This is a genomic window from Pseudomonas sp. HN2 (genome assembly GCF_020736465.1).
GTDB lineage: Bacteria > Pseudomonadota > Gammaproteobacteria > Pseudomonadales > Pseudomonadaceae > Aquipseudomonas > Aquipseudomonas moraviensis_A.
Genome location: NZ_CP085885.1, coordinates 5,712,644 through 5,734,775, shown reverse-complemented (window position 1 = coordinate 5,734,775; position 22,132 = coordinate 5,712,644). Strand labels below are relative to the sequence as shown.

Below are 22,132 nucleotides of genomic sequence, written 5' to 3'. Positions count from 1 at the left end.
GAGCCATGCTCAATACGCTGCGCAAGATCGTCCAGGAAGTTAACTCCGCCAAGGATCTCAAGGCGGCGTTGGGGATTATTGTGTTGCGCGTCAAAGAGGCCATGGGCAGCCAGGTCTGCTCGGTCTACCTGCTTGACCCGGAAACCAATCGCTTCGTCCTGATGGCCACCGAGGGCTTGAACAAGCGCTCGATCGGCAAGGTCAGCATGGCCCCCAACGAGGGTCTGGTCGGTCTGGTCGGCACGCGTGAAGAACCCCTGAACCTCGAAAACGCCTCGGTTCACCCGCGCTATCGCTACTTCGCCGAGACCGGTGAAGAGCGTTATGCCTCGTTCCTCGGCGCACCGATCATTCACCACCGCCGCGTCGTCGGCGTGTTGGTCATCCAGCAGAAAGAGCGCCGCCAATTCGACGAAGGTGAAGAAGCCTTCCTCGTGACCATGAGCGCGCAGCTCGCCGGCGTTATCGCCCATGCCGAGGCCACCGGTTCGATCCGTGGCCTGGGCCGTCAGGGCAAGGGCATTCAGGAAGCCAAGTTCGTCGGCGTGCCGGGCTCGCCGGGTGCTGCTGTCGGTACCGCAGTGGTCATGCTGCCGCCGGCCGACCTGGACGTGGTGCCGGACAAGGCCATCACCGACATCAACGCTGAGCTGGCGCTGTTCAAGACCGCCATCGAAGGCGTGCGCGCCGACATGCGCGCGTTGTCCGCCAAACTGGCGACCCAGCTGCGCCCGGAAGAGCGCGCGCTGTTCGACGTCTACCTGATGATGCTCGACGATGCCTCGCTGGGCAGCGAAATCACCACCGTGATCAAGACTGGCCAATGGGCCCAGGGCGCGCTGCGTCAGGTGGTCACGGAACACGTCAACCGCTTCGAATTGATGGACGACGCTTACCTGCGTGAGCGTGCGTCGGACGTCAAAGACCTTGGTCGCCGTCTGCTCGCCTATCTGCAGGAAGAGCGCCAGCAGAACCTGGTCTACCCGGAAAAAACCATCCTGGTCAGCGAAGAACTGACGCCGGCGATGCTCGGCGAGGTGCCGGAAGGCACGCTGGTCGGCCTGGTGTCGGTACTCGGTTCGGGTAACTCCCACGTTGCGATTCTGGCCCGGGCCATGGGCATTCCGACCGTCATGGGTCTGGTCGACCTGCCGTACGCCAAGGTCGACGGCATCGAAATGATCGTCGACGGCACCCGAGGCGAGGTCTACACCAACCCCAGCGAAGTGCTGCGCAAGCAGTTCGCCGAAGTCGTCGAAGAAGAGAAACAACTGGCGCTGGGCCTCGACACCCTGCGCGACCTGCCGTGCGTGACCCTCGATGGTCACCGCATGCCGCTGTGGGTCAACACCGGCCTGCTCGCCGATGTGGCGCGGGCGCAGAAGCGCGGCGCCGAGGGAGTCGGTCTGTACCGCACCGAAGTGCCGTTCATGATCAACCAGCGCTTCCCGAGCGAGAAGGAACAGCTGGCGATCTACCGCGAACAGCTCGCCGCGTTCCACCCGCAACCGGTGACCATGCGCAGCCTCGACATCGGCGGTGACAAGTCGCTGTCGTACTTCCCGATCAAGGAAGACAACCCGTTCCTCGGCTGGCGCGGTATTCGCGTCACCCTTGACCACCCGGAAATCTTCCTGGTGCAGACCCGCGCGATGCTCAAGGCCAGTGAAGGCCTGAACAACCTGCGGATTCTGCTGCCGATGATCTCCGGCACCCACGAACTCGAAGAAGCCCTGCACCTGATCCACCGTGCCTGGGGCGAGGTGCGCGACGAAGGCACCGACGTGCCGATGCCGCCGATCGGCGTGATGATCGAAATCCCGGCAGCGGTGTACCAGACCAAGGAACTGGCGCGGATGGTCGACTTCCTCTCGGTCGGCTCCAACGATTTGACCCAGTATCTGCTGGCGGTCGATCGCAACAACCCGCGCGTCGCCGACCTCTACGACTACCTGCACCCGGCAGTGCTGCAAGCCCTGCAAACCGTGGTCACCGATGCGCACGCCGAAGGCAAACCGGTGAGCATCTGCGGCGAGATGGCCGGTGATCCGGCGGCAGCAGTGCTGTTGATGGCGATGGGCTTCGACAGCCTGTCGATGAACGCCACCAACCTGCCGAAGGTGAAGTGGATGTTGCGCCAGGTGAACCTGAGCAAGGCACAGGAGATGCTGGCGGAGCTGATGAAGATCGATAACCCGCAAGTTATCCACAGCTCGCTGCAATTGGCGCTGAAGAATCTCGGATTGGCGAAAATGAATTCGCCTGTGGTGAACAAGGCTCTCTAAAGATCAAAGGCCCCTCACCCTAGCCCTCTTCCGGAGGGAGAGGGGACTGATCGGGGGATGCTGCAGAACTCCGTCGACCTGAAAGAGCTTTGCTGAATCCACAATCGACTCGACCTGAAAGTGCTTTGCTGAATCCATAATCGACTTGTTCTTTCAGGTCGATGTATACCGCAAGACACCTCGGTCAGCCCCCTCTCCCTCCGGGAGAGGGCTGGGGTGAGGGGCTGCTGTTAGACACAAACCTCAACTTCCCCTAGATGCCCGCCATACGGCCCAAAACTGCGCTCCACCATTCGCCGCGTCCCGTCCGCCTGCACAACCAACGCCGTACTCGCCCGCGTGCCGTAACTCTGGCTGGCAATAAACACGCTCGACAACAATGACTCCGTCGCCATGCCCACCCCGGTATCCGGCAACTCGGCCTCTGGTGCGGGCTGCGCATCGCTCAACAACGCCAGCAATCGTTCAGGCTGCGGATCGTCCAGCACTGCGCTCAACGCCGCCCTGGCCTTGAGCAGTTTTGGCCACGGCGTGTCCAGCCCGGCATTGGATAGCCCATAAACCCCGGGCTGGAGCATCACCGGCTCGGACGCCCGTGCATTGAAATGCCAAAGCTCATGGGTATTGCCCAGCAGCAGGTTGAACCCGGCGTACTCCGCCGCACGGTCCACTACATCGCTCAAATAATCATCAATAGAAAGATCACCCGTGAGAAAGCATGCCACCAGCTCGCCCCGGGATTTGGTCGCGGGCGGCTGCTGCGGGTCGCGAATATTGGTCAGTGCGGCGAAGCGTCCGTTGGCGCCGATCCCCAGCCAGGTGCCGCCGGCCTCAAGATCGCGCCCGGCATGCACCTGCGGCGCCTCCGGCCATGGCGCCAATGGCAGGCTGGGGCGGGCGTAGAACTCGTCGCGGTTGGCCGCGACGATCAGCGGCTGGGCATGGCCCGGGCGCCAGGCGAAAACAATCAGGCACATAAGGTGGTCCTTGTGTGTTTTTTGCCCACTCTACGCATCCGGCGTCCGTGCATCCATCGCCAGTGGAGCAGAAGGCTGCGCATCCGTTACCATGCCGGTCCTGTTTTGCCGACGCGTGCTGGAGACGGTCATGGAATTTCTGCTCTACCTGGCGCTCGGCGCCTGCGCGGGCGTGCTCGCCGGGCTGTTTGGCGTCGGCGGCGGGATCATCATCGTCCCGGTGCTGGTGTTCAGCTTTACCCTGCAAGGCTTCGATCAGTCGATTCTCACGCATCTGGCGGTGGGTACGTCGCTGGCGACGATCATCTTCACCTCGATCAACGCCGTGCGTGAACATCACCGCCGTGGCGCGGTACGTTGGGCGATTTTCCGCTGGATGACCGTGGGCATTCTGCTCGGTGCCGGTTTCGGTGCGCTGACCGCGGAAGCGATCTCGGGGCCGAACCTGCAAAAGATCATCGGCGTGTTTGCTCTGGTGATCGCCGTGCAATTGGCGCTCGACGTCAAACCCAAGGCCAGCCGAACGGTGCCGGGCAAGCTCGGTCTGACTGCGGCCGGTACGGTGATTGGCTGGGCCTCGGCGATTTTCGGTATTGGCGGCGGCTCGCTGACCGTGCCGTTTCTGACCTGGCGCAGCGTGCCGATGCAGCAGGCCGTGGCGACCTCGTCGGCCTGTGGCCTGCCGATCGCTTTGGCGAGTGCGTCAAGTTTCATGATTCTGGGGTGGCACGATCCGTTGCTGCCGGCCCATAGTCTCGGTTTTGTGTATTTGCCGGCATTGTTGGGCATCGCCCTGACCAGCATGGTATTCGCCCGGCTCGGCGCGCGTCTGGCGCACAGGTTGTCGCCGCGCTTGCTGAAAAGGCTGTTCGCCGCTTTGCTGTTCTGCGTGGGTTTGAGCTTTCTGCTCTGACCGCGTGGCAATCCTGGCTTAATCCTGAGGTGACAGCGTCACCCGGGAATTTCGCTTTCAACTCTAACAAGGAGTCGCAATGCTGCCTTACCCGCAGATCGACCCGGTGGCCCTGGCCATCGGTCCGCTGAAAATCCACTGGTACGGTCTGATGTACCTGATCGGCATCGGCGGCGCGTGGCTGTTGGCGTCGCGCCGGCTCAACCGCTTCGACCCGACCTGGACCAAGGAGAAACTCTCCGATCTGGTGTTCTGGCTATCGATGGGCGTGATCGTCGGCGGCCGTCTGGGTTACGTGCTGTTCTACGACCTGAGCGCGTACCTGGCCAATCCGACGCTGATTTTCGAAGTGTGGAAGGGCGGCATGTCGTTCCACGGCGGATTCATCGGCGTGATGCTCGCGGCCTTGTGGTTCGGCAAGCGCAATGGCAAGTCGTTCTTCCAGTTGATGGACTTCGTCGCGCCGATGGTGCCGATCGGTCTGGGCGCCGGGCGCATCGGCAACTTCATCAATGCCGAGCTGTGGGGCAAGGCCACCGACGTGCCATGGGCCATGGTGTTCCCGCCGTTCAGCGATCCGGCGCAGTTGCCGCGCCATCCATCGCAGCTGTATCAGTTCGCCCTCGAAGGCGTGGCGCTGTTCCTGATCCTGTGGATTTTCTCGCGCAAACCGCGCCCGACCATGGCCGTCTCCGGCATGTTCGCGCTGTTCTATGGCATCTTCCGTTTCATCGTCGAGTTCGTCCGCGTGCCGGATGCACAGCTGGGCTATCTGGCGTGGAACTGGCTGACCATGGGCCAGGTGCTCTGCGTGCCGATGATTGTCGGCGGGCTGTTGCTGATCTGGCTGGCCTATCGTCGCGCCCCGGCAGCGCCGCTCGCGCCGACGGCTTAAACTACGAACCCCGGCGCGCGACGCCGGGGCTCAAAGGACACAGGTAACTCATGAAGCAATATCTCGAACTGGTCTCGCACGTCATCCAGAACGGCAGCAAACAGGCCAACCGCACCGGCATCAACACCATCAGTTTTCCGGGGGCGATGCTGCGTTTCGATCTGCAGGAAGGTTTTCCGGCGATCACCACGCGCAAAATGGCCTTCAAATCGGCCATCGGCGAGATGTGCGGTTTTCTGCGTGGCGTGAACAACGCCGCTGAATTCCGCGCGCTGGGCTGCAAGGTCTGGGACCAGAACGCCAACGAAAACGCGCAGTGGCTGGCCAACCCGTTCCGTCAGGGCGACGACGACCTCGGCGAAATCTATGGCGTGCAATGGCGCAAGTGGCCGGCTTACAAGCAGATCCCGCTGAGCAACACCGCCGCCATCGAGCAAACCTTGAGCAACGGCTACAAGCAGATCGCTCAGGGCGAAGAAGACGGCCAGGCTTACGTCGTGCTGTACAAGGCGATCGATCAGGTGCGCCAGTGCGTCGACACGATCATCAAGGATCCGGGCAGCCGGCGCATCCTGTTCCACGGCTGGAACGTCGCCCAGCTCGATGAAATGGCCCTGCCGCCGTGCCATCTGCTGTACCAGTTCCACCCGAACGTCGAGACCAAAGAGATCTCGCTGACCCTGTACATCCGCTCCAACGATCTGGGTCTGGGTACGCCGTTCAACCTCACCGAAGGCGCCGCACTGCTGAGCCTGATCGGCCGCCTGACCGGTTACACGCCGCGCTGGTTCACCTATTTCATCGGTGATGCCCACGTCTACGAAAACCACTTGGACATGCTCAACGAACAGCTCAAGCGCGAGCCGTTTGCCATGCCGAAACTGAAGATCTCCGACCGCGTGCCGGAGTTTGCCAAGACCGGTGTGTATCAACCGGAGTGGCTGGAACTGGTCGAGCCGAGCGACTTCTCGCTGGAAGGCTACGAGCACCATCCGCCAATGACCGCGCCGATGGCGGTCTGAACCACAACGCAGGACCCCTCTGTAGGAGCTGCCGAAGGCTGCGATCTTTTGATCTGGCTGTTTACAAGATCAAAAGATCGCAGCCTTCGGCAGCTCCTACATTTGCTTTTGTGGTGTGCTCAATGGCCGTGGCTACGGCCTACGTGGGAATGCTCAACCTCCGTTGCAACAACCCCGCCACTCACTTCCAGCCGCTGCAAGATCCCGCATTGATCTGCCTCCGGGCCTTCGCCACAGCGTTGGCGCAGGTCGAGCAGTTGTGCCTGCAAGGCCAGCAATCCGTCAATCCGCGCCTTCACATGCTGGATGTGTTCGTCGATCAGCGCATTGACGCTCTCGCACTGATCCTGCGGGCTGTCGCGCAGGGCGAGCAGGCTGCGGATTTCTTCGAGGGTCATGTCGAGGATGCGGCAGTTGCGGATGAACGTCAGGCGCTCGGCGTGGGCCTGGGTGTAGACACGGTAATTGCCGTCGCTGCGCGCCGGTTCCGGCAGGAGATTTTCGCGCTCGTAGTAGCGGATGGTTTCCACGGCGCAGTCGGTGAGTTTCGCCAGTTCGCCGATCTTCATGACGGCCATCTCCAAATGGGTGCTTGACCCTATAGTGGCTACAGGGTCTTTACTTGGCAACAGGCACCTTCATGGACGCGACCAATGAGCGATTCCCTGCACACCCACAAGCCCGGCGACAGCCACGATCACAGTCATAAATTGCAGCCCGTGCACAAACATGACCACGGTGGCGATTCCTGCTGCGGGTCGAAAGCCGCAGCGCCTGTGTTGGTGCAACTGAGCGAAAAGACCAGCGCCGATGCGCGCCTGAGCAGTTTCCGCATCGAGGCGATGGATTGCCCGACCGAGCAGACGCTGATCCAGAACAAGCTGGGCAAACTGGCCGGGGTGCAGCAGCTGCAATTCAACCTGATCAACCGCGTACTTGGCGTGACCCACAATCTGCCGGGCACCGAGCCCATCACCGAAGCGATCAAATCCCTCGGCATGCACGCCGAGCCGCTGGAGGCGGGCGTCGACGCACAGGCTCCGGCACCCGTGAAAAAACTCTGGTGGCCGCTGGCGCTGTCCGGCCTTACCGCACTGGGCGCCGAAGTCATTCACTTCACCAGCGCCGCACCCGATTGGGTGGTGGCGATCGTTGCGCTGGTGTCGATTCTCAGTGGCGGCCTCGGCACCTACAAAAAGGGCTGGATCGCCCTGAAGAACCTCAACCTCAACATCAATGCGCTGATGAGCATCGCCGTAACCGGTGCCATCCTCATCGGCCAGTGGCCGGAAGCGGCGATGGTGATGTTCCTCTTCACCGTCGCCGAGCTGATTGAAGCACGCTCGCTGGATCGCGCGCGCAATGCGATCAGCGGCTTGATGCAGATGACCCCTGAGCAAGCCACGGTATTGCAGGCCGACGGCAATTGGCTCGAACAAGAGGTAAAAAGCGTCGAACTCGGCGCCCGCGTGCGGGTAAAACCGGGCGAACGCATCGCGTTGGACGGCGCGGTGGTCAGCGGCAGCTCGACCATAGATCAGGCGCCGATCACCGGGGAAAGCCTGCCGGTGGAAAAAACCGTCGGTGACAAAGTCTTCGCTGGCACCATCAACCAGGCCGGTTCGCTGGAATATACGGTGACCGCTGCGGCGAACAACTCGACACTCGCACGGATCATCCACGCTGTCGAACAGGCGCAAGGCGCACGGGCGCCGACCCAGCGTTTCGTTGATCAATTCTCGAAAATCTACACCCCGGCAGTGTTCGTCTTCGCTTTGGCCGTGGCGGTGATTCCGCCGCTGTTCATGGGTGCGGCGTGGTTCGACTGGATCTACCGTGCGCTGGTGCTGCTGGTGGTGGCCTGCCCGTGCGCACTGGTTATTTCCACCCCGGTGACCATCGTCAGCGGCCTCGCAGCGGCGGCGCGCAAAGGCATTCTGGTCAAGGGCGGCGTGTATCTGGAGGGCGGCTTCAAGCTCGATTATCTGGCGCTGGATAAAACCGGCACGATCACCCATGGCAAACCGGTGCAGACCGATTACTTGTGCCTGGAGTCAACCGCCGAGCAAACTGCACCCGCCATCGCCGCAGCGTTGGCCGGACGCTCCGATCATCCGGTATCGCTGGCCATTGCCAACGCTGCTGTGGATAAAGATTCCGCGGCGCCCGCTGTGGATAACTTCGAAGCGCTGGCTGGGCGTGGCGTCAAAGGCGATATCAATGGCCAGACCTATCACCTGGGCAACCATCGTCTGGTCGAGGAACTCGGTCTGTGCTCGCCGCAATTGGAGGAAAAACTCTTCGCGCTGGAGAAACAGGGCAAATCCGTGGTGCTGCTGCTCGACAGTTCTGGCCCGCTGGCGTTGTTTGCCGTGGCCGACACGGTCAAGGAAACCAGCCGCGAAGCGATTCGTCAGTTGCATGAACTCGGTGTGAAAACCCTGATGCTCACTGGCGACAACGTCCACACCGCCCAAGCGATTGCTGCACAAGTCGGCATCGATGAAGCCAGAGGCGACTTGCTGCCGATCGACAAACTGCAGGCCATCGAAGACCTGTACAAGCAGGGCCATCGCGTCGGCATGGTCGGCGACGGCATCAATGACGCGCCGGCACTGGCCCGCGCCGAGATCGGTTTCGCCATGGCCGCCGGCACCGACACGGCGATCGAAACTGCCGATGTCGCCCTGATGGACGACGATCTGCGCAAGATCCCCGCGTTCATCAACCTGTCTCGCAATACCGCGAGCATCCTGAAACAGAACATCGCGCTGGCGCTGGTGATCAAGGCGATCTTTCTTGCGGTAACCTTCGCCGGGCTCGCCACCATGTGGATGGCGGTGTTCGCCGATATGGGCGTGAGCCTGCTGGTGGTGTTCAACGGGTTGCGCCTGTTGCGTAAATAACGATGAGGAATGGTTGTGCTGAGTGCCGAGCTGAAAGCGTTCTACATGGTCGCCCGCCTGGGCAGTATCACGCTGGCGGCGAAAAAACTCGGCCTCAGTCAACCGACCGTGACCACGCAGATCCGTAACCTGGAAAGTCAGTATTCGGTGGAGCTGTTTTATCGCGGCGGTCGACGCCTGAGCGTCAGCGACGAAGGCGCGCGCTTGCTGCCAATGGTCAAAACCCTGTTGCAGCAAGAGGCCGACATCGAGTTCTTTTTGCGTAACAGCGGCCAGGTGCAGGGCACCTTGCGCATCGCGGCGACTGCGCCGTATTACATTCTCGATCTGGTAAAGACCTTCCGCGAGCGTTTGCCACAGGTGGAAGTGTCGGTGGAAATCGGCAACTCGCAGCAAGTGCTGGAAGCACTGGAGGATTACCGCGTGGATGTCGCGGCGTCGTCACAGTTGCTCGACGATGCGCGATTGATTCGCCGGGTGCTCGGCACCGATCCGTTGGTGCTGGCGGTGCATCGCAATCATCCGTTGGCGGCGCAAGCGCATGTGACGTTGAGTGCACTGGCCGGACATACGCTGTTGATGCGGGAGTCGGGTTCAACCACGCGGCGCTTGACCGAAGAGTTGCTCGCCAGCGCCGGGGTCAGCTTCGGGCCGCTGCTGGAGATCGGCAGCCGCGAGTCGATTCGTGAAGCCGTGCTGCGCAATATCGGCATCAGCATCATTGCGCGTCAGGAAGTGCCGCATGATCCGCAGCTGCGCGTGCTGACCATCGAGAATGCACCGCAGATCCCGGAATATCTGTACTGCCTCAAAGAGAGGAAGGGCGCGCGGTTGCCGGCGGCTTTTTTGGGACTCGCACAGGAAATGTCCCCGGCCTGAAGATCAAAAGATCGCAGCCTTCGGCAGCTCCTACAGGTGGACGCATTCCAATGTAGGAGCTGCCGAAGGCTGCGATCTTTTGACTTCCAACCAAAATCCCCGAATACCACTATCAGCCGTTTTTGCCTCGCTGCCACATGACGGACGCATTACAACTCTAGGATTGGCCCCATCTGCTTGATGAGGTCTGTCCATGAATCCTGCCATCGCAACTGCCCTGACCCACCCCGGTGCGCCGATGAAAGTGCGCGGCGTGCACAAGCGTTTCGGCGCGTTCACTGCGCTGGATAACGTTTCCCTCGATGTCGCCGCCGGTGAACTGGTGTGTCTGCTCGGCCCGTCGGGCTGTGGCAAGACCACGCTGCTGCGCTGCATCGCCGGGCTGGAGAAGCAGGACAGCGGCGAGCTGTATCTGGGTGAGCGCGACGTCTCGCACCTCGCCCCGCAAGCTCGCGACTACGGCATTCTGTTCCAGTCCTACGCACTGTTCCCCAATCTGACCGTCGAGGCGAACATTGCCTACGGCCTCGCCGGCAGCGGGCGCGATGAAGTGCGCCGTCGCGTCGGTCAGATGCTGGAACTGGTCGGCCTCACCGGAAGTGAGAAAAAGTACCCCGGCCAATTGTCCGGCGGTCAGCAACAGCGAGTAGCGCTGGCTCGGGCCCTGGCGCCGGCCCCGTCGCTATTATTGCTCGATGAACCGATGTCGGCCCTCGACGCTCGGGTTCGCGAGCATCTGTGCACCGAGCTGCGCCAGTTGCAACGCAACCTCGGCATTACCACCCTGATGGTCACGCACAATCAGGACGAAGCGATGTTGATGGCCGACCGCATCGCGGTGATGAACAACGGTCGCGTCGAGCAGTACGCCACCCCGCAGGAAATCTACGACCGCCCGGCCACGCCGTTCGTGGCCGAGTTTGTCGGCCAGGGCAACTGGTTGCCGTTCCAGCGAAGCAGCGACAGCCACGCCAAGGTCGGGGGGATGAATCTGCGCTTGGCCGATGGCAGCGTGCACAGCGCCTCGGGTCGACTGTTCTGCCGCCCGGAGGCGATCAATGTCAATCCGCTGGTGCATGAAGAAAACCTGTTCCCGGCCAAGGTTCGCGAGATCACTTTCCTCGGCAATCGCTGCCGGATGAGCTTTGAACTTGATCAGCTTCCGGGCCACCCACTGCTCGCCGAAATTGCCCCGGAAGCGATGCCGCGTCTCGGCGCGCAGCAGATCATGGTTGCCTTGCCGCCGCGTAGCCTTCAGGTGTTTGCCTGATGAACAGCAATCTCGCGCTGCCGCTACCGCACAAGCAGGTGCGACAGTCCTCGAAAGCCGAAATCGGTGATCGCCTGTTCGTGGTCGGCGGGAAAATCCTCCTGCTGATGTTGCTCGGCTTTGCAGTGCTGCTGCCCTTGCTGGCGATCTTCTGGCGCGGTTTCAGCAATGACGCCGGGCAGGGCGGTGGCTGGCTCGCGGCTAAGGAGTTGGTGACCAGCGAGAATTTCCACTGGCTGCTCGGCAACAGCCTGAAAGTTTCCCTCAGCGTCGCCGCCATCGTGGTACCGCTGGCCTACCTGTTTGCCTACGCGCTGCAACGCACGCTGATTCCTGGCAAAGGCATCTGGCGCGGGATTTCCCTGCTGCCGCTGATGGCGCCGTCGATGCTGCCGGGGATTGCGCTGGTCTATCTGTTCGGCAACCAGGGCATGCTGCGTGGGCTGCTCTCGGACAACATCTACGGGTTCTGGGGCATTGTGCTGGGTGAGGTGATTTATACCTTCCCCCATGCGCTGATGATTCTGCTCTCGGCATTGTCGCTGGCCGATGCGCGCCTTTTCGATGCCGCGTCGAGTATGGGCGCCAGTCCGGCCAAGGCGTTTCGCAGCATCACCTGGCCGGCGACCCGGCAGGCGGTGTTTGCGGCGTTCTGTCTGGTGTTCACCCTGACCATCACCGATTTCGGTGTGCCGGTGGTGGTCGGTGGCGACTATCAAGTGCTGGCGCTGGAGGCCTACAAAGCGGTGGTCGGCCAGCAGCAATTCGGTCGCGGCGCGTTGATCGGCATGGTGCTGTTGCTGCCGGCGCTGTTCAGTTTCGGCGTCGATGCCTGGCTGCGTCGCCGCCAAGGCGACTCGATGAGCGGACGGGCGCAGGTGTTCAAGCCGCTGCCGTCCAAGCTGCGCGATGGCTGCTATCTGGCGATTGTCGTGCTGATCTGCGCCGCGCTGCTGCTGGTGTTCGGCATGGCGGTGTTTTCGTCGCTGGTGAAGTTCTGGCCATACAACCTGTCGCTGTCGCTCAACCACTATCAGTTCAACGAGACCGCCGGCGGTGGCTGGCTCGCCTACAGCAACAGCTTGAAGATGGCGTTGGGCACGGCGGTGATTGGCAGCGTGCTGATCTTCACTGGCGCTTACCTGATGGAGAAAACCCGCACCCAGCGCGGCCTCAACCTGACGTTGCGCCTGCTCAGTTTCGTGCCGATGGCCGTGCCTGGGCTGGTGCTTGGCCTGGGTTATGTCTTCTTCTTCAACCTCAGCGGCAATCCGCTGCACGTGCTCTACGGGACGATGACGCTGCTGATCGTCTGCACCATTGCGCACTATCTGACCACCGCACAAATGACCGCGACCACCGCGCTGCGCCAGCTCGACGCCGAGTTCGAAGCGGCGGCGCTGTCGCTCAAGGCGCCGCTGTACCGGCATTACCTGCGCGTGACCGTGCCGATCTGCCTGCCGGCGCTGCTGGACATCGTGCGCTACCTGTTCGTCTCGGCGATGACCACGGTTTCCGCTGCGATCTTCCTCTACAGCCCCGACACCATCCTCGCGGCGGTCGCAGTGCTGAACATGGACGACGCCGGCAACGTCGGCGGCGCTGCAGCGATGTCGACCCTGATTCTGTTCACCTCGGCGGGCGTGTCCTTGCTGCTGGCGTGGGCTTCGCGCGGCCTGTTGCGCCGTTCCCAGGCCTGGCGGCAAACCGCCCCCGGTCACTGATTCAACTCACCTACAGGAAAACGCTCATGTTCAAGCCTATGGCCCTGGCCGCTGCTGTGCTCGCGACTTTCAGCCTGAATGCCTTCGCGGCGAAAACCGAGTTGACGGTGTACACCGCCCTCGAAGCCGAACAGTTGAAGTCCTACAAGGAAGCCTTCGAAAAGGCTAACCCGGACGTCGAGATCAAATGGGTGCGCGATTCCACCGGGATCATCACCGCCAAACTGCTCGCCGAAAAAGCCCGGCCGCAGGCGGATGCGGTGTGGGGGCTGGCGGCGTCGAGCCTGGCGATCCTCGATCAGCAAGGCATGCTGCAAAGCTATGCGCCGAAGGATCTCGGCAAGATCGGCGCGAACTACCGCGACGCCGCCAACCCGCCGGCCTGGGTCGGTATGGACGTGTGGGCGGCGACCATTTGCTTCAACACCGTCGAAGCCGAAAAGCAGGGGCTGAGCAAACCCGTGAGTTGGCAGGACCTGACCAAGCCTGAGTACAAGGGCAAGATCGTCATGCCCAATCCGGCGTCGTCCGGCACCGGTTTCCTCGACGTCAGCGCCTGGCTGCAAACCTTCGGCGAAAAGCAGGGCTGGGCCTACATGGATGGCTTGCACCAGAACATCGGCCAGTACGTTCACTCCGGTTCCAAGCCTTGCAAACTGGCAGCGGCGGGGGAGTTCCCGATCGGGATTTCCTTTGAATACCCTGCCGTGCAGTTGAAACGCCAGGGCGCGCCGCTGGACATCATCCTGCCGAAGGAGGGTCTGGGCTGGGAGATCGAGGCGACAGCGGTGATCAAAGGCACCCCGCATGAAGAAGCGGCGAAGAAACTCGCCGACTTCTCCGCCAGCGCCGAGGCGATGGACTTGTACAAAGAGAACTTCGCTGTTCTTGCACAGCCGGGGATTGCCAAGCCGCAGACCGAATTGCCAGCCGATTATGAGCAGCGCCTGATCAAGAACGACTTTGCCTGGGCCTCGAAGAATCGCGACGAGATCCTGGCTGAATGGCGCAAGCGGTATGACGGCAAGTCCGAGAAGGTTGTCGCGAAATAACTGACCCACACATCCTGTGGCGAGGGAGCTTGCTCCCGCTGGAGCGCGAAGCGGTGCCAAATTCTGCAAATGAGTAGTGTCAGGCACTCCACATCTGCGGAAGTTGCGACTGCTGCGCAGCCGAGCGGGAGCAAGCTCCCTCGCCACAAAAGCGGGATTGACTCTATGACACAACCCAAAGACCTGCTCATCGTCGGCGCCGGCATCCTCGGCCTGTCCCACGCTTACGCCGCTGCCAAACGCGGTCTCGAGGTCGCGGTATTCGAACGCACCGCTACGCCCCTCGGCGCTTCGGTGCGCAATTTCGGCCAGGCACTGGTCACCGGTCAGCCACCCGGCACCATGCTCGCACTGGCCAAGGCCAGCCGCGAAATCTGGGGCGACTGGGCGCAACTCGCCGGACTGCAGATCAAGCGCAACGGCTCCTATCTGTTCGCCCGCAGCGAAGCCGAAGAACACCTGCTCGAAGCGTTCTGCGCCGGGCGCGCGATCGAGCACGGCTACAACGTCGAACTGCTTCGCGCAACCGCGTTGGGTGATCTTTATGGCGGCCAGTTCAGCCATCACCGCGCTGCACTGCACGGCATTGACGATCAACAGCTGTACTCGCGCGAAGCCATCCCGGCACTGATCGACTACCTGCGCCGCGACCTCGGCGTCGAGTTTCACTTTTCCACCCTGGTGCGCGATGTTGAGCCGGGACATCTGCACAGCACCGCCGGCAGTTTTACCGCGAAGCAGATCATCGTCTGCTCCGGCCATGATTATCAGACCCTGCTCGCCGAGCCGATTGCCGCGCTTGAGCCGCAAGTCTGCCGCTTGCAAATGCTCCGGGCCAAACCGCAGATCGATTTCAATCTGCAACACGCCGTGCTCACCGGTCTGAGCTGCGTGCACTACGGCGCCTTCGCCGATTTGCCGGAAGCCGCGGCGGTGCAGGCACAGATCCTCCGTGAACAACCGCACCTGCACGCCAACGGCATCCACCTGCTGATCAGCCCGACACCCTATGGCGAACTGATCATCGGCGACTCACATCACTACGGCAGCGACGCTTCACCGTTCAATGCCGAGCAGATTGACGACTGGATGCTGGAACTCGCCGAGCAGACCCTGGGCTGCCGGCTGCAAGTGGTCGAACGCTGGCAGGGCGTCTATGGCGCTCGCGGCCCCGGCCCGTTCTCGTTCCTGCGCCCGGCGCCGGGTTTGAGCGTGGCGCTGATGCACACCGGCGTCGGCATGAGCGTCGGCCCGGCGCTGGCCGAGCGCAACATCGCGCAGTTGCTGGAGGAGGCATGAATCACGAGCAGGTGATCGCCCGGGTGTTTGGCCTGTATGAACGCTTCGGTGCCAGCGATTACATCGGCGAGCCGGTGTCGCAGCTCGAGCACATGTCCCAGGCCGCCGAGTTGGCGATGGCCGAGGGCTGTGATGATGAAGTGGTGCTCGCGGCGTTTTTCCATGACATCGGCCATCTATGTGCCGAGGGCGCGGACAACATGGGCGGTTATGGCGTGGTCAGCCATGAACGGCTCGGTGCGGATTATCTGCGTGAGGCGGGTTTCAGCGAGCGGCTGGCGCGGCTGGTGGAGTATCACGTGCAGGCCAAGCGTTATCTGACGTTGCGTGAGCCGGGGTATTACGCGCAGTTGAGTGAGGCGAGTCGGCGCACGCTGGAATATCAGGGCGGGGTGATGAGCGAGGCTGAGGCAGATGCGTTTGCGGCTGATCCGTTGTGTGCGCTGAGTCTGCGCATACGGCGCTGGGATGAGTTGGCGAAGGAGAGGGCGGTGCCGGTGATGGATCTGGCGATACTCAAGCGCAAGGCTGAGGTTTTGTTGTCGGCTGAGTGATTGTCGCCCTCACCCCAGCCCTCTCCCGGAGGGACAGGGAGCTGACCGAGTCGTTCTCTGGTCATGCGTCGACCTGAGATATCCAGTCGAACTCAGGTTTGAAAAGCATGCAGATCGGCTCCCTTTCCCCCTCGCCCCCTTGGGGGAGAGGGCTGGGGTGAGGGGGTAGCGATCTAAAGCTCAAGCACCCGATCAACCAACGCCTCAACCTGCTCCTGCCTTTCCCCCTGATTCAACTTCGCATGCGGGTTCAACGATGACCACTGCGGATGCGCCCGGGCCTTGCTCAAGGCTTCGGGCAGCTTGCCCTCGCGCCAGGTCTTATCCACAGGCGTGGCCACCTGAATGCTGTCCATCGCCGCATGCCCGCGCTGATCCAGCGCCAACACCAATTGCCGCTGACGCAACGCCAACAAGCGCAGCACGGCGTCATCCACCGTCAATTCCCGCTGGCCTTTGAGCCTGCCGAGCAAACGACTGCCGTAACTGCGCGCGGTTTGCAGTGCGCCACCGGCAATCGCCCCGGCCAGTGCTGCTGCGCCGAGGGTAATGCCGCCGACCAACAAATCCACGCCAGCCCCGGCCGCTGCACCGGCAGCAATGCCGCCGCCGACGCGCACGCCGAGCTGCTTCAGGGTTTCCGGGTTGAACAGGTCATCACCCCAGCGCCCGTCGAGCAACGGCAAGTCACTGGCCGCCGCGTCCTGCGGGCGAAACGCGTAGAGCTTGAGCAGCGCCTCAACGCACTTCTGCTCGCGCTGGCGCACGGTTTTGCGCAATTCGCTGACGGCCTGCTGTTCCTGTTCAGGCTCGCTGACCACACTGCGCCGGCACGCCGCGCAATCGATCAACAATTCGGCAATCAAGCGCGCGGCACTGTGCTGACGAGCTCGGCGCTGGGCCTGTTGATCGGCGATCAACCGCTCCAGTTGCGGCCGTGCATTTTCCAGCAGCAGGGCGAGGCTTTCATACAGTCGGCGTTCACCATCCTCGGGCGGTGCGACGCTGTCGAACCGTACCAGCGCGTGCAGTCCCAGCCGCGCCAGTGCTTCGCGCCAATCAGGCTCGCGATGGTTGGCGCTGCTGACGAAATTCAGCACCGGCAGCAGCGGTTTGCCGCAACTGGCGAGCACTTCCAGCTCGTCGCGATATTTCGCCAGCACCGGTTCGCGGGCATCGATCACATACAGACCGGCGTCCGAGGCGAGCAATTGCCGCAGCACCTTGGCTTCCTGTTCAAAACGCTGGCGCGCCTCGCTGCCGTCGAGAAACCGCGCCAGCCGCGCCGGGCCGTCGAGGCGTTCGCCGGGACGTTCCAGACGTTCGAGAAAATCCAGCAGGGCGATGGCATCTTCCAGCCCTGGCGTATCGTACAGATCGAGCAACGGCTCGCCGTCCACCGACAAGCGCGCGCCTTCGACGTGCCGGGTGGTGCTCGGCCGGTGCGAGACTTCGCCGAAGCCGACATCGCGGGTCAGTGTGCGCAGCAGCGAGGTCTTGCCGACGTTGGTGTGGCCGACCACCGCGAGTTTCAACGGGGCTTTGCGTGCATCAGTCATGTCCGCTCTCCAGCCAGTTCATCGGCGCGCAATCGGCGAACGGCAGTTCCAGCTGTTGCAGCGCAGCGTGCCAGTCGCCCAGACGTTGGCCATCCAGCGCTTCGCCGGGCGGCGCTTGCAGCAGCCAGATGCGGGTGGCGCCGGCATTGCGTGCCAGTTCGGCGATCAGCGCGAGGCTGCCGCGATCCGGCGAGCGTCGCGGATCGCAGGCGATCGCCAGCCGCGCCGGTGGGAAGCGACTGAGTTGCTCGAGCAGTTTGTGCCGCGATTCGCGACTGTCGAGGACGCCGGCATTGCTGACATTTTTCGGCAGCGCCGGTGGCCATGGGCGCTGTTCGTCCAACTCGATCGCTACCAGCAGCGCGCCTTCACTGACGAGCTCGCCGACGTTGCTTTCGACGCGATGCAGTTGCGCCGGCTCCCGGTCGTTGACGCCGAGGCGCTCGCTGGTCGGCATCAGCCGTTCGCGCAAATGCGCGTAGCCGGGCAGGTTCAAATCCAGGCGCAGCGCGGCTTTGCCGCTGTTCCACCGCCACAGGCAGAACAGCGCGAGCAGCAGGCGCGGCAGCACGCCGTAGACCACCAGCACACCGACCAGCCACGTCGCCCAGGCCTGTCGAGCGCTTTCAATATCCAGTGCGCCATCGCCGCTGGCGCGAATCATCTCCTCCGTGGGCACGTTAAAGCCCAGCAGCGACGGCAGATAGCCGAGGGCCTGGGTCACGTGGATAAAGGTGTCGGCGCCGAGGAGGGTGGTTTCCCAGACAAAGCCGTAACGCCGGGTGGCCATCAGTGTCAGCAGCAAAATCAGCGCGCTGAGCATCGCCAGCAGCCACAGGCCATTGACCAGCGCGCCGAGTGCCCAGCGATTGAGTTTCTTGCGTTGCAGCAGCAACAGCAGGGCGGGCGCCAGTTGCGCGGCTTTGGCGTCGCGAGCGAATTTTTCACTCAGCCACAGCCACAAGCGCCCAAGGCTGGCGCCGTGTTCGCCAGCGAAGATCAAGCCCAGCGCCCAGCTCAACAGCAGAAGCAGATTGATCCCGAGCAGACTGCCCAGCGCCCAGAACACATTCACTGGCGTCTGCCCGAGCGCGGCGAAAGCCAGACCGGCGCCGCTGAGCACGGCGAAAATCATCAACAGCACTAGCGCCAGGCGCGCGCCTTGCAGCCAATGCTTGAGGGCGGCAGTCAGTCCGTCACGCTCGGCCAGCCATAACGCCCGGCGCTGAATGCGGCTCGGCAGGTCGCCGCCAGCGGCGCGGGCCAGACGATTGGCTTCCAGATCATCCAGCGGCCCCGCGTGTTCTTCGCGCAGGCGGATGGTTTCGGTGAGCCAGAGGTTTTGCAGTGGAGTCAGTTCAGTCACGCGGCGTCCCGTCGCTAAATCGAGCGCTGAGCATAACCGCTGTGGCGCTTATCGGGGTAAGCGCGGCTCTGGTATCCTCGCCGCCATGACTAAATCACTCCCCCTCAGCCTGATCGCAGCCCTCGGTGAAAACCGTGTGATCGGCGTCGACAACAGCATGCCCTGGCACCTGCCGGGGGACTTCAAATACTTCAAGGCGACCACGCTCGGCAAGCCGATCATCATGGGCCGCAAGACCTGGGATTCGCTCGGTCGGCCGTTGCCTGGTCGCTTGAATATCGTGGTCAGCCGTCAGCCGGATCTGCAGCTCGAAGGCGCCGAGGTCTACCCGTCGCTGGAAGCCGCCGTGGCGCGCGCCGAGGAATGGGCGAAAGCCCAGGGCGTTGATGAACTGATGCTGATTGGCGGCGCGCAGTTGTACGCGCAAGGGCTGGCGCAGGCCGATCGTCTGTACCTGACCCGCGTGGCGCTGAGCCCGCAAGGGGATGCGTGGTTTCCGGAGTTTGATCTGAACGAGTGGAAGCTGGTGTCGGATGTGCCGAATCCGGCAGAGGGTGATAAACCCGCGTACAGCTTCGAAGTCTGGGAGAAAGCCTAAAAAGCATCGCGAGCAGGCTCACTCCTACAGGGGAACGCATTCCAAATGTAGGAGTGAGCCTGCTCGCGATAGCGGTCTGTCAGGCGCTACTTAAGCCTGGGCCAACTCTGCGTGCTCATCCGCATCCAGCAGCGCTTTATCCGTCTGCTGCATGACTTGGCTGGTAATCGCCCCAGCGGTGATCGAACCACTCACGTTCAACGCCGTGCGGCCCATGTCGATCAACGGCTCGACCGAAATCAGCAATGCCACCAGCGACACCGGCAGGCCCATCGCCGGCAGCACGATCAGGGCGGCGAACGTCGCACCGCCACCAACCCCAGCGACACCGGCCGAACTCAACGTGACAATCGCCACCAGCGTCGCGATCCACAGCGGATCCAGCGGGTTGATGCCGACCGTTGGCGCGACCATCACCGCCAGCATCGCCGGATAGAGGCCGGCGCAACCGTTCTGGCCGATGGTTGCGCCGAACGATGCGGCGAAACTGGCGACCGACGACGGAATGCCCAGACGACGGGTCTGCGCTTCGATGCTCAGCGGAATGGTCGCAGCGCTGGAGCGGCTGGTGAAGGCGAACGTCAGCACCGGCCAGATCTTGCGGAAGAAGCGCAACGGGTTGATCCCGGCGGCCGAAACCAGCACGCCGTGCACCACGAACATCAGACCCAGGCCGATATACGAGACCACCACGAAACTGCCGAGTTTGATGATGTCCTGCAGGTTGGAACCGGCGACCACTTTGGTCATCAGCGCCAGCACACCGTACGGGGTCAGCTTCATCACCAGACGCACCAGACGCATCACCCAGGCTTGCAGGGTGTCGATGGCGTTGATCACTCTCTGACCTTTCTCGACGTCGTCCTTGAGCAGTTGCAGCGCAGCCACCCCGAGGAACGCGGCAAAAATCACCACACTGATGATCGAGGTCGGCTTGGCCCGGGCCAGGTCGGCGAACGGGTTCTGCGGGATGAACGACAGCAGCAACTGCGGCACATTCAGGTCGGCGACCTTGCCGGCGTAGTCGTTCTGAATGGTTTGCAGGCGCGCCATTTCCTGAGTGCCGGCGACCAGACCTTCAGCGGTGAGGCCGAACAGGTTGGTCAGGCCGATGCCGATCAGCGCCGCGATGGCGGTGGTGAACAGCAGCGTGCCGATGGTCAGGAAACTGATCTTGCCCAGCGACGAAGCGTTGTGCAGACGGGCCACGGCGCTGAGGATCGAAGCGAACACCAGCGGGATCACGATCATCTGCAGCAGCTGCACGTAGCCGTTGCCGACCAGATCGAACCAGCCGATCGAGGCTTTCAGTACCGGGTTGCCGGCACCGTAGATCGTGTGCAGGGCGACGCCGAACGCCACGCCGAGGACCAGTGCAAGCAGGACTTTTTTCGCCAGGCTCCAGGTCGTGTGGCGGGTTTGCGCCAGACCGAAGAGCAGGGCGAGGAACACCAGCAGGTTGAGAATCAGCGGTAGATTCATGAGGACTCCAGAAAAGACTGTGCCAACAGCCATCCGGGGCTGCTGCGAACCGGCAAGCCTAACAGCTTGATTTGCAATGATTTAATACCGAAATGGCAGGGTGTCCGTCGTTTTTGGAATAAGCGCGTGTCGCTGTCGGCAATGCAGCTGACGCGCAGGGGACGTACGCGGTCGCTGACAGGCCAGGGTTGTCACACTTATTTGTTAGCGTCGAACTCTTTGGATCGGGGAGTAGCGCTATGAGAATTGCACGCACGTTGTTGGCTGTGGCATTGGCGGCGGGCCTGACTGGTCAGGCTTACGCCACGGAGCTCAAGCATTGGCCGGCAGATCAGGCCAAGGCGCTCGACGCGATGATCGCCGCCAACGCCAACAAGGGTAACTACGCGGTGTTCGACATGGACAACACCAGTTACCGCTACGACCTCGAAGAGTCTTTGTTGCCGTTCATGGAAAACAAGGGCCTGATCACCCGCGACAAGCTCGACCCCTCCCTGAAACTGATGCCGTTCAAGGACACCGCCGAGCACAAGGAGAGTCTGTTCAGTTATTACTACCGGCTCTGTGAAGTCGACGACATGGTCTGCTACCCGTGGGTGGCGCAGGTGTTTTCTGGCTTCACCCTCAAGGAACTCAAGGGCTATGTCGACGAGTTGATGGCGTCGGGCAAACCGGTGCCTGCGACGTATTACGAAGGCGATGTGGTGAAGCAGCTGGACGTCAATCCGCCGAAGATCTTCACCGGTCAGCAGGAGCTGTACAACAAGCTGATGGAGAATGGCATCGAGGTCTACGTGATGACCGCCGCCTCCGAGGAACTGGTGCGCATGGTCGCGGCGGATCCCAAGTACGGCTACAACGTCAAACCGCAGAACGTCATTGGCGTTTCACTGCTGCTCAAGGATCAGAAGACTGGCGAGCTGACCACCGCGCGCAAGCAGATCACCGCCGGCAAATATGACGAGAAGGCCAACCTCGGCCTCGAACTGACTCCGTACCTGTGGACTCCGGCAACCTGGATGGCCGGCAAGCACGCAGCGATCCTCACCTACATCGACGAATGGAAAAAACCGGTACTGGTTGGCGGCGATACCCCGACCAGCGACGGTTACATGCTGTTCCATGATGTCGACGTGGCCAAGGGCGGCATCCACTTGTGGATCAACCGCAAGGACAAGTACATGGCGCAGATCAACGGCATGATGGCCAAACACGCAGCGGCGCAGGCCAAGGAAGGATTGCCGGTGACGGCGGACAAGAACTGGGTGGTCGTCAAACCTGAAGAAATCCAGTAAGCCACGATCACATGTAGGAGCTGCCGAAGGCTGCGATCTTTTGATCTTGTTTTTGA

At 62.2% G+C, this 22,132-nt stretch carries 18 protein-coding genes; 13 read left to right on the top strand and 5 right to left on the bottom strand.

Annotation, left to right across the window (positions count from 1 at the left end):
* The first annotated feature begins 5 nt into the window (after positions 1–5).
* Entirely contained in the window at positions 6–2,285 is a 2,280-nt protein-coding gene (ptsP, locus tag LIS66_RS25510; protein WP_227973269.1) for a phosphoenolpyruvate--protein phosphotransferase, read from the top strand.
* A 230-nt stretch (positions 2,286–2,515) separates the two neighbouring features.
* Here ptsP and LIS66_RS25505 read toward each other — a convergent pair whose 3' ends face one another.
* A complete protein-coding gene (locus tag LIS66_RS25505) occupies positions 2,516–3,262 on the bottom strand; it encodes an NRDE family protein (RefSeq protein ID WP_227973268.1) in 747 nt (248 codons plus the stop codon).
* 130 nt (positions 3,263–3,392) lie between these two features.
* Between LIS66_RS25505 and LIS66_RS25500 the strand changes: the two genes are divergently transcribed.
* The 3 genes from LIS66_RS25500 (at position 3,393) to LIS66_RS25490 (ending at position 6,092) form a co-directional block, all read left to right on the top strand.
* Positions 3,393–4,175 (top strand): sulfite exporter TauE/SafE family protein, encoded by a 783-nt coding sequence (locus LIS66_RS25500; protein ID WP_042606524.1) that lies wholly within the window; start codon positions 3,393–3,395, stop codon positions 4,173–4,175.
* Positions 4,176–4,254: 79 nt separating this feature from the next.
* On the top strand, positions 4,255–5,070 hold the full coding sequence (lgt, locus tag LIS66_RS25495) for a prolipoprotein diacylglyceryl transferase (RefSeq protein ID WP_016772683.1): 816 nt from the start codon (positions 4,255–4,257) through the stop codon (positions 5,068–5,070).
* 50 nt (positions 5,071–5,120) lie between these two features.
* A complete protein-coding gene (locus LIS66_RS25490; protein ID WP_042606525.1) occupies positions 5,121–6,092 on the top strand; it encodes a thymidylate synthase in 972 nt (323 codons plus the stop codon).
* Positions 6,093–6,211: 119 nt separating this feature from the next.
* On the opposite strand, the gene cadR is transcribed toward LIS66_RS25490, so the two are convergent.
* Positions 6,212–6,661, bottom strand: a complete 450-nt coding sequence (cadR, locus tag LIS66_RS25485) for a Cd(II)/Pb(II)-responsive transcriptional regulator (RefSeq protein ID WP_227973267.1) — start codon at positions 6,659–6,661, stop codon at positions 6,212–6,214.
* 84 nt (positions 6,662–6,745) lie between these two features.
* Here cadR and LIS66_RS25480 point away from each other — a divergent pair, with 84 nt between their 5' ends.
* From LIS66_RS25480 to LIS66_RS25450, 7 genes are all read left to right on the top strand, one after another.
* Positions 6,746–8,998, top strand: a complete 2,253-nt coding sequence (locus LIS66_RS25480) for a heavy metal translocating P-type ATPase (RefSeq protein WP_227973266.1) — start codon at positions 6,746–6,748, stop codon at positions 8,996–8,998.
* A gap of 15 nt (positions 8,999–9,013) precedes the next feature.
* Positions 9,014–9,877: a LysR family transcriptional regulator gene (locus LIS66_RS25475; protein ID WP_042606690.1), complete on the top strand. Its 864-nt coding sequence runs from the start codon at positions 9,014–9,016 to the stop codon at positions 9,875–9,877.
* Between the two features lie 193 nt (positions 9,878–10,070).
* A complete protein-coding gene (locus LIS66_RS25470) occupies positions 10,071–11,147 on the top strand; it encodes a putative 2-aminoethylphosphonate ABC transporter ATP-binding protein (RefSeq protein ID WP_227973264.1) in 1,077 nt (358 codons plus the stop codon).
* A complete protein-coding gene (locus tag LIS66_RS25465; RefSeq protein WP_227973263.1) occupies positions 11,147–12,871 on the top strand; it encodes a putative 2-aminoethylphosphonate ABC transporter permease subunit in 1,725 nt (574 codons plus the stop codon). The genes LIS66_RS25470 and LIS66_RS25465 overlap by 1 nt, the downstream gene beginning before the upstream one ends.
* Before the next feature lie 26 nt (positions 12,872–12,897).
* A complete protein-coding gene (locus LIS66_RS25460; protein WP_042606530.1) occupies positions 12,898–13,923 on the top strand; it encodes a putative 2-aminoethylphosphonate ABC transporter substrate-binding protein in 1,026 nt (341 codons plus the stop codon).
* Positions 13,924–14,088: 165 nt separating this feature from the next.
* Complete coding sequence (locus tag LIS66_RS25455) at positions 14,089–15,222, top strand: TIGR03364 family FAD-dependent oxidoreductase (RefSeq protein ID WP_227973262.1); 1,134 nt, start codon at positions 14,089–14,091, stop codon at positions 15,220–15,222.
* Entirely contained in the window at positions 15,219–15,776 is a 558-nt protein-coding gene (locus tag LIS66_RS25450) for a phosphonate degradation HD-domain oxygenase (RefSeq protein ID WP_227973261.1), read from the top strand. Before LIS66_RS25455 ends, LIS66_RS25450 begins: the two co-directional genes overlap by 4 nt.
* A gap of 173 nt (positions 15,777–15,949) precedes the next feature.
* Here LIS66_RS25450 and LIS66_RS25445 read toward each other — a convergent pair whose 3' ends face one another.
* Both LIS66_RS25445 and LIS66_RS25440 read right to left on the bottom strand, forming a co-directional pair.
* Positions 15,950–17,335, bottom strand: a complete 1,386-nt coding sequence (locus tag LIS66_RS25445) for a GTPase/DUF3482 domain-containing protein (protein ID WP_227973260.1) — start codon at positions 17,333–17,335, stop codon at positions 15,950–15,952.
* Complete coding sequence (locus tag LIS66_RS25440) at positions 17,328–18,701, bottom strand: DUF2868 domain-containing protein (protein ID WP_042606534.1); 1,374 nt, start codon at positions 18,699–18,701, stop codon at positions 17,328–17,330. The genes LIS66_RS25445 and LIS66_RS25440 overlap by 8 nt, the downstream gene beginning before the upstream one ends.
* 85 nt (positions 18,702–18,786) lie before the next feature.
* Between LIS66_RS25440 and LIS66_RS25435 the strand changes: the two genes are divergently transcribed.
* On the top strand, positions 18,787–19,299 hold the full coding sequence (locus tag LIS66_RS25435; RefSeq protein ID WP_227973259.1) for a dihydrofolate reductase: 513 nt from the start codon (positions 18,787–18,789) through the stop codon (positions 19,297–19,299).
* A gap of 90 nt (positions 19,300–19,389) precedes the next feature.
* Here LIS66_RS25435 and LIS66_RS25430 read toward each other — a convergent pair whose 3' ends face one another.
* Entirely contained in the window at positions 19,390–20,781 is a 1,392-nt protein-coding gene (locus LIS66_RS25430) for an L-cystine transporter (protein WP_227973258.1), read from the bottom strand.
* A 239-nt stretch (positions 20,782–21,020) separates the two neighbouring features.
* Here LIS66_RS25430 and LIS66_RS25425 point away from each other — a divergent pair, with 239 nt between their 5' ends.
* Positions 21,021–22,076 carry a haloacid dehalogenase-like hydrolase gene (locus tag LIS66_RS25425; RefSeq protein WP_227973257.1) on the top strand — a complete coding sequence of 352 codons (1,056 nt, stop codon included), beginning with the start codon at positions 21,021–21,023 and terminating at the stop codon, positions 22,074–22,076.
* The last annotated feature ends 56 nt before the right edge of the window (positions 22,077–22,132 follow it).

Coding starts and splice junctions, on each gene's coding strand:
- ptsP (WP_227973269.1), top strand. CDS start 6: ATGCTCAATACGCTGCGCAAGATCGTCCAGGAAGTTAACTCCGCCAAG.
- LIS66_RS25480 (WP_227973266.1), top strand. CDS start 6,746: ATGAGCGATTCCCTGCACACCCACAAGCCCGGCGACAGCCACGATCAC.
- LIS66_RS25470 (WP_227973264.1), top strand. CDS start 10,071: ATGAATCCTGCCATCGCAACTGCCCTGACCCACCCCGGTGCGCCGATG.
- lgt (WP_016772683.1), top strand. CDS start 4,255: ATGCTGCCTTACCCGCAGATCGACCCGGTGGCCCTGGCCATCGGTCCG.
- LIS66_RS25505 (WP_227973268.1), bottom strand. CDS start 3,262: ATGTGCCTGATTGTTTTCGCCTGGCGCCCGGGCCATGCCCAGCCGCTG.
- LIS66_RS25460 (WP_042606530.1), top strand. CDS start 12,898: ATGTTCAAGCCTATGGCCCTGGCCGCTGCTGTGCTCGCGACTTTCAGC.
- LIS66_RS25490 (WP_042606525.1), top strand. CDS start 5,121: ATGAAGCAATATCTCGAACTGGTCTCGCACGTCATCCAGAACGGCAGC.
- LIS66_RS25450 (WP_227973261.1), top strand. CDS start 15,219: ATGAATCACGAGCAGGTGATCGCCCGGGTGTTTGGCCTGTATGAACGC.
- LIS66_RS25425 (WP_227973257.1), top strand. CDS start 21,021: ATGAGAATTGCACGCACGTTGTTGGCTGTGGCATTGGCGGCGGGCCTG.
- LIS66_RS25455 (WP_227973262.1), top strand. CDS start 14,089: ATGACACAACCCAAAGACCTGCTCATCGTCGGCGCCGGCATCCTCGGC.
- LIS66_RS25435 (WP_227973259.1), top strand. CDS start 18,787: ATGACTAAATCACTCCCCCTCAGCCTGATCGCAGCCCTCGGTGAAAAC.
- cadR (WP_227973267.1), bottom strand. CDS start 6,661: ATGAAGATCGGCGAACTGGCGAAACTCACCGACTGCGCCGTGGAAACC.
- LIS66_RS25500 (WP_042606524.1), top strand. CDS start 3,393: ATGGAATTTCTGCTCTACCTGGCGCTCGGCGCCTGCGCGGGCGTGCTC.
- LIS66_RS25465 (WP_227973263.1), top strand. CDS start 11,147: ATGAACAGCAATCTCGCGCTGCCGCTACCGCACAAGCAGGTGCGACAG.
- LIS66_RS25445 (WP_227973260.1), bottom strand. CDS start 17,335: ATGACTGATGCACGCAAAGCCCCGTTGAAACTCGCGGTGGTCGGCCAC.
- LIS66_RS25430 (WP_227973258.1), bottom strand. CDS start 20,781: ATGAATCTACCGCTGATTCTCAACCTGCTGGTGTTCCTCGCCCTGCTC.